Below are 10,308 nucleotides of genomic sequence, written 5' to 3'. Positions count from 1 at the left end.
CGCGGCGTTACAGGAAAAGTGCACCGCCCCTGAGCCGGCCCCGCCCCCGAAGCGGGACGCGCCGCCGCCGGAGCGTGCGGAGGCGCCGCCGAGCGACTCCGGCCAGAGCGAGCCGAGATCAGATGAACCCGAGGCCCCGACCGCGGCCGCGTTGCCGCTGGAAAAGGGCAACGAGGAGCGGGTTCTGGCTCGCCTGAAGGAGGAGATCGGCGCCGGGAACGCCCTGACGGGGGTGCGGGAGAGTTCCGCTCTAGCAATTCTCGGGCCGGATCGCGTAGAATTGCGGTTCCCGGCCGCTCTGAAGGTCGCCGCCGATCGGTGCGAGGCGAAACGCCCCGTGGTCGAAGCGGCGCTGAAAGCGATCGTCGGGAAACCCGTCGCCTTCGCCGTCGCCCTCGAAGCCGCCCCCGCCAACGGGACGGCCCGGGAGGAGGCGAAGGCCGAACGCTCCGCCCGGGACGCTTCCCGGCCCGAGCCCGTCAACCCGGAGGACATCGCCGACCCCTTCGTGCGTCGGGCCGTCGACCTGTTCGAGGCCCGGCAGGTGACCTCCCAACCCCTGCCGCCGGCCGCCGCGTCCGCGTCGGACTGACGTTCGCGTCGTCCGGTCTTCCCCCTCACGTTCCCGCAACGTCGCTCGCTCATGTTCGGTAAACTCGGCGGTCTGGGCAATATGGCCGCCCTCGCCTCGAACTTCGGGGAGATTCAGAAGCGAATCAAAGAGGTGCACCGCAAAACCGGCGAGATGGTCGTCACCGGCAGCGCCGGCGAGGGCGCCGTCGAGGTGGACGTCACCGGCCACGGCGAGATGGTCGCCTGCCGCATCGCCCCAGCCCTGCTGAGCGGCCCGGAGAACGCTGGCGAACTGCAAACACTGGTGATCGACGCCTCCAACGACGCCGGAAAGAAGGCCAAGGCCGCCGCCAAGGAGATGATCTCCAAGGAGGCTGAGGATCTGAACGTGCCGGGTTTAGGCGACATGTTGGCCAAAGTCGGGATGTGAGGCCCGCCCCGCGTCCCGTCTCACGCCGCGTCGGGTCCGACCCCGCGGTACACTGAACCGTCCGCCGAATCCGGCGGCTGCCGATTCCGGCCCCGCGGCGTTCCTTCCCGCCGCCCGCCACCCTCAACCGACCCGTCCCGGGGATCGCCGTGCGCATCAATCTTCAGCAGTCCATGAAGATGAGCCAGCAGATGAAGCTGGCTCCGCGGATGATCCAGTCGATGGAGATCCTGCAATTGCCCGTGATGGCGCTGCAGGAACGGGTCGATCAGGAGCTGGCGGAGAACGTCACGCTGGAGGTGGAGGACCGCGACCGCACCGTTTCCGAGACGGAGGAGAAGGCCGAACGGGAACGGGCCAAGGACGAGAACGAACGGTCGGAGTCCGAAAAGGGCCCGATGGAGGTCGACAACGACGACGGCAACGCGGACGACTTCGAGCGCCTCGTCGATATGGCCGAGAGCTGGCCGGAGGACAATTACACCAGCGGCTCCAAGCCCTCCTCCAACCGCGTCGCCGAGGCCGGCGACCGGGCGTTCGACGCGATGGCGAACGCCCCGGCCCGCACGCAGAGCCTGCACGACAGCCTGGTGGAGCAGTTCGGCTACTTCGACACCACGCCGGAGGTGCGGGCCTTCGGAACCTACCTCATCCAGAACCTCGACGAGGACGGCCGGCTGCAAAGCGGCCTGCCGGACCTGATGAGCGCCTACGGCCGGGCCGTCACCTACGAGGACGCCGAACGGGCCCTGAGCCTGATCCAGAAGCTCGACCCGCCCGGCGTCGGCGCCCGCAGCGTGCAGGAGTGCTTGCTGCTCCAACTCAACGACGAATTGGAGTACCGGGAGGAGCTGGAAGTCCTGATCTCCCGGCACCTGGAGGACCTCGCCGCCAACCGCCTGCCGGCGATCCAGCGGAAAACCGGCTACGACCTCGAGACGATCACCGCCGCCGCGGAGGAGCTGTCCCACCTCAACCCGCACCCCGGGCGGGAGTTCCGCAGCGTTCCGGCCCAGGCCGTCACGCCGGACCTCGCCGTCGACCGCGACGACGACGGCAACTACTCCGTCCGCCTGCTGGACGAGTACACGCCGAACCTGCGGATCAGCAAGTATTATATTAAGCAGCTCCGCAACAACCCGGACGCGGCGACGAAAGAATATATTAAGAAGAAGATCGAGGGGGCCCAGTGGCTGATCGAAAGCATCGAGCAGCGCAATCAGACGGTCAAAAAGGTGACCGAGGCGATCGTCGAGCACCAGCGGGACTTCCTCGATAAAGGCCCGGAGCATATTCACCCGCTCAAAATGGAGGAGATCGCCGAGAAAGTCGGCGTTCACGTCACGACCGTCTCCCGGGCGGTCAGCGATAAATGGGTGCAGACCCCCCGCGGCCTGTTCCCCCTCCGGCAGTTCTTCGGCGGCGGCACGACCACCGAGGACGGCGAAGACGTCTCCTGGAACCAGATTCGCCTCAAATTGAAGGCGATCATCGAGGGCGAGGATAAAAAGAAGCCGCTCTCCGACGACGCTCTCGTCGAGGCGTTGAAAGAGGACGGCTACAACCTCGCCCGCCGCACGGTCACGAAGTACCGCAAGAAGATGGGCATCCCCTCGTCCCGGCAGCGGCGGGAATACGTGTGAGTCCCGCCGCCGCGCCGCCTGCTCCGGCCGCCCGCCCCTGGGGCGACGGTCGGACGGGCTGCGGAGCGGTCGCGGTTCTGCTTCTGGCCGTCGGCGCGGCGATTGCAGCGGACGGATACCGCCGTGGGGCGGGGTGGCAGGCGGCTCAGGACGCCGACCGGGCTCGGGTGGCGGTCGAATGGGCGCGGCCAGGGCGGTACCGCACGCCGCTGCACCTCACCGAGCGGGATTCCGCCGCGACCCTCGTCGCTGTGGAGAACAGCCGACGCGGCCCCTTCGCCGGAGCGGAGGAGAAACGGGCGGAAGCCGCCCGCACCGCCGCCGCCCTGACAGGGCTGAGCGGCACGTGGACGATCCGGGGCGAAAGCGGCGAGTTCGTCTTTTCCTCGCCTCTCAGGCCGTACGCCGGCGGCTTTCTGGCCCGCGGCCTACCCGTCGGCGAGATCCCGCCTTCGGTCCTGGCCGGGACCTACACGCTCGAAATCGACGTGACCCGACCGGCAGCGGAGGACGGCGCCGGCGACTTGTTCGTCTATGACCGGCAATATGAGTTTCCCGTCCTCCGGGCGATCTGGCAGACGCTGTTCGGGGCGGCGATCGCGGTCGTTGGCGTTCTGGCGCTGATCGCGGTTCTGCTGTCCGTCTGGTGGGCTGGGCGGCGATCTAAGGCCCGGGGCGGGGGCCGCGGTGAGGAACCCCCCGGTGTCGGCCGGGCGGGGGCGGGGTAGGGTCGCGGGCTCGTTCATCCCCGAAAGCCGTTGCCGTGGCCGACCCGCACCCCCGCGATCCCGCCGCCGATCGCCCCGTCGACGACAGCCCCGCCGGGGAACGGTTCCGGCCGCCGGGGCCGCACCACGTCGTCGACCCGGAGGACGTCTCGCAGACGCCAGTCCTCTCCCCCAACGCCCACGAAGTCTCTGACGCGGAGGCGGAACTGCTGGTCACCGACGCGGCCGAGGCCGGCCCCGCGTGGTCCAGTTCGCGGCTGATCGCCGGGACGATCGGCCTGATCCTGATTCTGCTGACGGTCGCCCTCGGCGCCTGGCTGTTCGGCTGGCTGAACGACGAAGGGGACGAGGCCCTCAACCCCGCGCTGCTCGTCGCTCCGCCGACCGTGGCGAGCGTCGCCCCGCAGGCCGCGGCGCCCGTTTCCGACTGAGCGGCCGAACCCGGCGCGGCGTTCGGGTGTCGGGTTGCACGAATCGACCCCGAAGTCGGTTGGCCGATCGCCTGGAAGGCCGTATCCTGTGCGCCCGGCCCGACCGCCGGGCGTCTCCCGAGACGCCGCGGTCGCCGTCGTTCCCCGATAGTGTAACGGTAGCACCACAGATTCTGGTTCTGTTAGTCTAGGTTCGAATCCTAGTCGGGGATTCGCTGTTGATGGCGAGCGCCGGCATGTCGCGGCGTGAAATGGCGTAAGCCGTTGGCGTGGAAGGGGTTGGTTTCGACCGTGCCGGGCAGTGCCGTCGCCCGCCGCTGCCTGCTGCGTCGGGAAATGCGTCGCCCGTGCGTCGGATTCTGCGTCGCCTTCGGCTCCGCAGGCATCCTCTGAGGTCGCTCCATTCGGTTCGTCCCAATCTCTAGCGGGATCCCCGTCGCGGTCGCCTGGGGCTTCTTCGCCTATCGGTGCGTTCGCATCCGCCCCGCCGGCGGCCTGCTTGAAGTGGTCGTCGGTCACCCGCAGGTAGTGCTCCCGGGCGACCGCGGCGGAGTTGCCGATCCAGTTGCAGACCACGTGCTCGGGAAACTCATTGGCCAGCTCCGTTTGCCGGGTCGCCCGCAGGTTGTGGAACGGCTTGGGCCACGGCTCCAGGCCCGCAGCTTTAATGATTCGTTTGAACTGCGTGCCGAGGTTCGTTCCCCCGTCGGCGGCCCGCGGGACCACTTGGTCGGCAAGGTTTCTCCCGGTCGGGTCGAGGTGCTCCCGCAGTTCCGGGAACAGCGGAACGTCTCGCGATCCGCCGCCCTCATGGTGGGCGGTTTTGGGGCTGGTGACATGCATTTTGCCGGCGGCGAAGTCCACGTCGCCCCACGTCAGCGGGACGAGCTCGCTGACAACCCGTAGGCCGCCGTATCGGGCGAGCACGACAATCCGGCGCCACTCTTCGTCCGGACAGACGTCCAGCACCCGGCCGGTCTCCTCGCGGGTGACGAACCGGAACTTGTCCGGGTTTCCCCGCACCTGCACCTTTTGGTCGGCGAAGGGGTTGCGGTCGATTAGCTCGGCCCGCACCGCGGCGGTGAAGATCTGCTTGGCCCGCCCGACCTCCCGGCGGACCGTGTTCTCCTCCTTGCCTGTGTCGAGCAAAGAGCGGCGGTAGCGGTCGGCGTCCGCGGCGGTGACATCCCGCAGCGAAGCCTCGTAGCCGAAGAAGCCCGCGAGGCTCTCGGCGGAGCGAGAGAGATGCGTGCGAGTGGTCTCCTTCAGGTCGGTGCGGCCCGCGGCGTAGCCGGCGGCGAAGTCCGCCACCGTCGAGGACGTCCGCGGGGCGACCAGCCCGACGGCGGCGAGCTTGTCGTGCATCGTCCGGTCCAGGCCGGCGACCCAGCGGGCGGTGTGGTCGTCGGGGGCGTGGCCGGCGATCCGGGCGACCAGCAGCCGCTCAACCATTCCCTTCACTTGCTCGGCGGTCTTCTTAGGCGTCTTGCCAAGCCGCAGCGTGCGGCGTTTACGGTCGGGGCCGGTGAACTGAATCCGGCGTCCGCCGCTCGGATCGGTGGAGAGAGAGGCCATTGTTGGTGCCGGCGCCGGTGGGTTGCAGGTGGGTACGATCGACTGGGGATTGTCGCCCCTACGCGGGCCCCCCCCACGGAACAGGCGGCTAAAGAAAGGCCAATTTTAAGACCGTTCAAGATAGGGCCGCCGGCGTGCTGGGAGGGCGGACGCGCACCGGGGCGCACTCCCGGGCGGCTTCAGATTGGCCCCATAACATAGGCCGCATAACCGAGAACGCGGAGCCGTCTGCCCCGATCCCCCTCGGCGAACCGATCGGTCGGGCGGGCGTACTTCGGTCCACCGGTCTCCCAGCTCCCTTTCGAAGCCGAACGGGACCGGTGCGCTTGGGAAAGGGCGGGACCGTACTCAGTCTGCACGATGGGGGGGAGAACGCACTCGAAGGACTGATCGCCCCGCAGCACGGTCCGGCGGGTGACGGCAGTACCGGAATGGGCGACGGGCGGACCCGCAATCCACCGCGGGACCTTTCCGGTCCAGACTAGCACCGTGCAGTCATCGAGGCCTGAGTCGTTCAGCGGATCGCTGGTGAGGATTCTGGCCCCGCTCCCGTCACCTTCAGGGTCTCCGCCCACCGGCAGTCCTGTCCAGACAGCGTAAGCTCCGTCGCGGACCCACTGCTCTGGAAGCGCGACGGCCCCCACGGCACGGCCGGAGAAAGTCAGTGGCGGGCCGGGTAGGAATTCGTTGAAGAGCGGTACGATACCGCCCCGGGGGGGGGGCAGTTCGAGGTCGCGGGCGGGGGCGCGGGCGGGGGTCGGTGCGTGGGCGTTGAGCGAAGCTTCTGCCTCCAAGAAGTCCAGATAGATCCGAAACTCGTTGAGAAGTAGGCCGGCCCTCACTTCGGCCGGCCACTCGTCCGGCAGCTTGCCGGCGGCGGCAAGCCTCTCAAACTCCTTCCGCGAGCTGATCGCTTTTCGCTTCAATTCTCTCCGGAGAGGCCTCCAGTCCTCGACTCCCCGCGACTGCTCCATAAGTCGGTCGACGGTGCATTCGAGTTCGAATAAGGCCGTGCCTAGCGGGCCATGCACCCGGTCACCGAGGGGACGCCCTCCCCGAAGCAAAGCCGTGACGTCACATCCCACGGCGGCGAGCGCCTGGAGTAGCTTCGCACTAGGCAGGTGCTTGCCGAGCATCGCCGCAGACAGTGTGCCCTGAGCGATCCCGAGTTCCCGCACGGCAGCAGATTGGCCGCCGAACCGGTCGTTGATCAGCCGCCGGAGGGCGGAGGCGACGAGAGAGTCGTCGGGGAGCGGCGGGCCCGTAGCGGCAGTCATCGTTTGGCTCTTTACACGAGCGTCGGCGCACAGCAGCAGCGAGTTTCCAAAAAATCTCCGCCGAGGCAACGCCTGGGCGTTGTCGCATTGGGATATTGACGTAACGTGCAGCCGTTCTCCGCCGCCAACCGCTTGCCGGTGCCGACGGTCCTCCTCCCTCAGACCTTACCCCGATGACCGCGATCCCCCAAGCCGACGTCCAGCCGGCTTCCGTGCTCGTCGATCCGCGGCAGGCTGCGGACCTGCTCCGCGTTTCCGAACGGACCCTCCGCGACTTAACCGTTCCGCACGGCGACCTGCCCGCTGTGCGGATCGGCCGGCTGGTCCGGTACAGGACTACAGCTCTCGCCGACTGGGCGCAGCGACACGAAACCGCCGCCTGACGACCCGCCCGGGCAGTAACCGCACGGGTCACTTCTTCCGCGGCAGCCCGACCGCCGCCCCCACCACAGGCCGCCGGAGCGATCCGGCCGGTGGCGGGCACGGTGTGCGCCCGCATCACCCACGTCTCCCTCCCAAGAAGTTCCAGATGAAACCCTCCACCACGACCGAGTTGACCCCGACCGGGCTGCAGGCCCGCGCCGACGCCTTCGCCATGTGCGCCGGCACGATGGCGTTCCGGATCCGCCGGGACGTGTTCTTCGACCAGGTCACCGGCCTGATCGCGTTCGCCGACAACAACCCGGACGAGGGCCGTCCCCAGCGGCTGTCCGCACTGCGGGAGAGGCTCTCCGTTGAGGGCGTCGTCGAGCGAGCCGTCGGCGGGTACGCCGATCCGGAGGACGATCAACCGCCCTACGCCACGCCCTACACGGTCGTGCTGCTGCTCGATGTCCCCGCGGAAGACGGGATGAGCCGGCGGAGCGGCGTGTGGCCGGTGCGGGACGCGGTCCGAGCCACCGTCGGCGAGATCGGCCTCACTCACGTCGGCTAGTCCGGCGAATCGCCGCAAGCGTCGCCGCACCGCACCTCCGCCCTCCCCCCGACGGAGCGGAAGCGGCGGACGAGGCCTGGAGCGTACCGACTGCCGGCAGGGTGCCGGTGCGGCGTGAAGACCTCGGACCGCTCTGCGACGGCGGCCTCTGAGAGTCCCCTCCGGTGCGTAGCGGCCGGTTTCTAGGCCCCGGTCGCATTTGTCGCCGCCCCGCTCTCAACGCCGGCCGGACCGCGAGGTCCGGCCGGCCCTCCCCAACCAGAGACTTCACGATGAAAACGACCACCAAGATCGCCATGACTCAGACCGAGCTGACCGCCCGGGCCAACGCCTTCGCCGTCTGTGCCAAGACGATGACGCCCGACGTTCAGCGGGAGGTGTTCTTCGACGGGGAGACCGGCCTGATCGCGTTCGCCGATAACAGCCCGGACGACGGCCGGCCCGCGAGGCTCGCCGCCCTGCGGGCGCGGTTGGACGCGGAGGGCGTCACCGAGCGGGCCTTCGGCGGGTGCGGCGCCCCGGACGACGGACGGCAGGACTGGGCCGACCCCCACACCGTCGTGCTGCTGCTCGAGGTCCCCGAGAAAAAAGAGCTGAACCGGCAGAGCGGCATATGGCCCGTGGGGGAAGCGGTTCGCGAGACGGTCGGCGAGATCGGTCTGAAGAAGAGCTAGACCGAGTCGCCGCCGGATAAGTCGCCGCCCCGTACCGCTGTCCATCGCCCTCACCGGGCGCGGGCGGCGGACGGGGCCTGCGGCGTGCCGGCGGAGCGTGGCGCCCCGCTGCCGACGCCGCACTTTCCTGACCGCCTGTCTTCAACTGGCGTTCGCCATGAGCATCACCTACTCGCCTCCCCCACGCCAGTCCGCAGGGGGACCGGTTTACCCGTCCCGCAACCAAGAACCGGGGCCGCTCACGCGGTGCCGGCTTCAGCGCGAGGCACTGAACCCGCTCCGCCCGAAGCTGGCCGTCCGGGCCCTCCCCCGCGGCGCCCGCGAGGCCGCCCTGGCGCTGGTCGAGTACTCGCTGCCGGGCCCCGACCGCCGGTTGCCGGACCGGGCCGCGGAATTCCTGAAGGCGCTCGCCGCCGACGACCTGCGGGTCCTGTACGCCGAGGGGGCGGACGCCAACGCCCCCGCCGCCGGCTCCCACGTCGGCTCCCACGTCGGCTTCACCGTCCTGGCCGAGCTCCCGGGCTCCACGCCGGAAGAGCTGACGGCGCTGCTGACCGAGCAGGCCCGCGACCTCCTCGGGGACGACCCCGAAACCGTCTGACACGCGGACGAGACCACCTTCCGGGCCACCGCCGGGGGCCCTCGAGTCCCGGCGCCGACTGCAACGCGCCCGCGCCGCCCGCCCACGCTCTTGCCGGGGCCGGGGGGCGACGCGGCCGCTCCTCAACGACTGCAATGTTACCTGACAATCTCGCGGGGCGCGACCCCGCCGCGGCCGACGGCGTCTTCGACGACTCTCGCACCGCCGAGCGGTTCTACGCGAACCTCGGCTGGGTCACGCTGCCCACCGAGCCGGGCGAGAAGCGCCCGTTCTTCCCCTACGCCGACCGCCGCGACGCCGGCGCGGTCACCACCTCCCAGGAGGCGCAGCGGTGGTGGGGGATCAGCCCGGAGTACGGGATCGCGATCGGCTTGGGCGGCGTCGGGCCGACCGTGGTCGACGTCGACTCGGCCGCCGCCGCCGCCGCGCTGGCGGACCGGCTGGGCGGCGCGCCGGTCACCTGGACGGCGGACAGCGGGTCGGCCGACCCGGACCGGTTCCACCTGTATTTCGAAACCCCGCCGGGCCTGCCGGCCGCGGCCAAGCTGACGCCGTGGCACGCGGAGCTGGAGTTCCGCGGCGCCGGCGGGCTGATCCAGGGCGTGCCCTCGACGCACGCCTCCGGCCGCCGCTACCGCTGGCGTGAGGGGCTCTCCCCGTTGGACCTGCCGCTGGCCCCGCTGCCCGGGGCGATCGTCGCCGAGTTCCACGCCCAGGCCGAACGCAAGGCCGCCGGGGGGCGCCGCGTCGCCGGAGTCCGTCCGGCCGCCGCCGCCCCGCCGACGGCGATGACCGCCGCGCACCGGCTGAAGGTCGAACACCTGCCCGGCGTCTGCCGGACCACCAAGCGGTTCCTGCTGGGCGAGTTCGGCGAAGGGCCGGACTGGAACGGTCGGCTGTTCCGCGCCGCCTGCGACCTGAACGGCAACGGCCACGAGGACGCCTGGGCCGAGGCCGCCCTGCTGCTCGGCGCGGCCCCCTGGGACGCCGCCGAGGAGGAAAAGGCCCTCGCCACGATCGAGAGCGCGTTCTCGCGGCCCCGGTCGCCGGCCGTCGAACGGCCGGACTTCGCCAAGCAACTCCGCCGCCGGGCCCGCTGACCGGACGGCCGCAACACGCCATGTCACACCTCGACTCAACTCACGAAATCTTCCCGATGACCGCTCCCGCCCTCCGGCTGCTCGCCGACCCGCCGGACCTCGCCCCCGACGCCCCGGCGGCCCAGTTCATTTGCGTCCCGCACCCCGACGGCGCGCGGGTGACCGCCTTCCTCTACTATCCCGACGGGAACCGCGTGATGACGACCGACGCGGTCGACGCCGTTTCCGCCGACGCCCGGGGGAACCTGCTGGACCGCTTCGGCGACGTCGCCGCGGAGGAAGGGCACGCCTTCGACCGCGACGCGGCCGAAAGCCAACTCGTCGCGCGGGCTGGGGAGATCG

The 10,308-nt window shown here is 70.1% G+C and carries 11 protein-coding genes, 1 tRNA gene and 2 pseudogenes; 12 read left to right on the top strand and 2 right to left on the bottom strand.

Annotated features, from left to right (window positions below; translation table 11 throughout):
- From ACG2DA_RS19530 to ACG2DA_RS19505, 6 genes and pseudogenes are all read left to right on the top strand, one after another.
- Positions 1-592, top strand: a pseudogene (locus ACG2DA_RS19530) (hypothetical protein); the annotation flags it as partial.
- Positions 593-643: 51 nt separating this feature from the next.
- The gene (locus ACG2DA_RS19525; protein ID WP_395257941.1) at positions 644-1,003 is read left to right on the top strand and encodes a YbaB/EbfC family nucleoid-associated protein; all 360 of its coding nucleotides are present in this window, start codon (positions 644-646) and stop codon (positions 1,001-1,003) included.
- 149 nt (positions 1,004-1,152) lie between these two features.
- Positions 1,153-2,646 carry an RNA polymerase factor sigma-54 gene (rpoN, locus tag ACG2DA_RS19520; protein WP_395257939.1) on the top strand — a complete coding sequence of 498 codons (1,494 nt, stop codon included), beginning with the start codon at positions 1,153-1,155 and terminating at the stop codon, positions 2,644-2,646.
- Complete coding sequence (locus ACG2DA_RS19515) at positions 2,643-3,374, top strand: hypothetical protein (protein WP_395257937.1); 732 nt, start codon at positions 2,643-2,645, stop codon at positions 3,372-3,374. The genes rpoN and ACG2DA_RS19515 overlap by 4 nt, the downstream gene beginning before the upstream one ends.
- Positions 3,375-3,409: 35 nt before the next feature.
- Positions 3,410-3,805 (top strand): hypothetical protein, encoded by a 396-nt coding sequence (locus tag ACG2DA_RS19510; RefSeq protein ID WP_395257935.1) that lies wholly within the window; start codon positions 3,410-3,412, stop codon positions 3,803-3,805.
- 141 nt (positions 3,806-3,946) lie between these two features.
- Positions 3,947-4,017 (top strand) — tRNA-Gln (locus tag ACG2DA_RS19505).
- 319 nt (positions 4,018-4,336) lie between these two features.
- Here ACG2DA_RS19505 and ACG2DA_RS19500 read toward each other — a convergent pair.
- Together ACG2DA_RS19500 and ACG2DA_RS19495 are read right to left on the bottom strand one after the other, a co-directional pair.
- Positions 4,337-5,170 (bottom strand): annotated as a pseudogene (locus ACG2DA_RS19500) (tyrosine-type recombinase/integrase); the annotation flags it as partial.
- Between the two features lie 389 nt (positions 5,171-5,559).
- Positions 5,560-6,657, bottom strand: coding sequence for a hypothetical protein (locus ACG2DA_RS19495; RefSeq protein ID WP_395257933.1), 1,098 nt, complete (start codon positions 6,655-6,657; stop codon positions 5,560-5,562).
- A gap of 173 nt (positions 6,658-6,830) precedes the next feature.
- On the opposite strand from ACG2DA_RS19495, the gene ACG2DA_RS19490 reads away from it, so the two are divergent.
- From ACG2DA_RS19490 to ACG2DA_RS19465, 6 genes are all read left to right on the top strand, one after another.
- Positions 6,831-7,040, top strand: a complete 210-nt coding sequence (locus ACG2DA_RS19490; RefSeq protein ID WP_395257931.1) for a helix-turn-helix domain-containing protein — start codon at positions 6,831-6,833, stop codon at positions 7,038-7,040.
- A gap of 146 nt (positions 7,041-7,186) precedes the next feature.
- Positions 7,187-7,591 (top strand): hypothetical protein, encoded by a 405-nt coding sequence (locus tag ACG2DA_RS19485; RefSeq protein WP_395257929.1) that lies wholly within the window; start codon positions 7,187-7,189, stop codon positions 7,589-7,591.
- Between the two features lie 272 nt (positions 7,592-7,863).
- A complete protein-coding gene (locus ACG2DA_RS19480; RefSeq protein WP_395257927.1) occupies positions 7,864-8,265 on the top strand; it encodes a hypothetical protein in 402 nt (133 codons plus the stop codon).
- 97 nt (positions 8,266-8,362) lie between these two features.
- A complete protein-coding gene (locus ACG2DA_RS19475; protein ID WP_395257925.1) occupies positions 8,363-8,866 on the top strand; it encodes a hypothetical protein in 504 nt (167 codons plus the stop codon).
- A gap of 134 nt (positions 8,867-9,000) precedes the next feature.
- Positions 9,001-9,966 (top strand): bifunctional DNA primase/polymerase, encoded by a 966-nt coding sequence (locus ACG2DA_RS19470; RefSeq protein WP_395257923.1) that lies wholly within the window; start codon positions 9,001-9,003, stop codon positions 9,964-9,966.
- 56 nt (positions 9,967-10,022) lie between these two features.
- On the top strand, positions 10,023-10,308 hold a 286-nt coding region (locus tag ACG2DA_RS19465), incomplete at its 3' end, for a hypothetical protein (RefSeq protein ID WP_395257921.1).

Origin of the sequence: Alienimonas sp. DA493, assembly GCF_043951915.1 — a bacterium.
GTDB lineage: Bacteria > Planctomycetota > Planctomycetia > Planctomycetales > Planctomycetaceae > Alienimonas.
The sequence above is the reverse complement of the archived record's forward strand: the minus strand, read 5'-3'. Positions and strand labels throughout refer to the sequence as shown.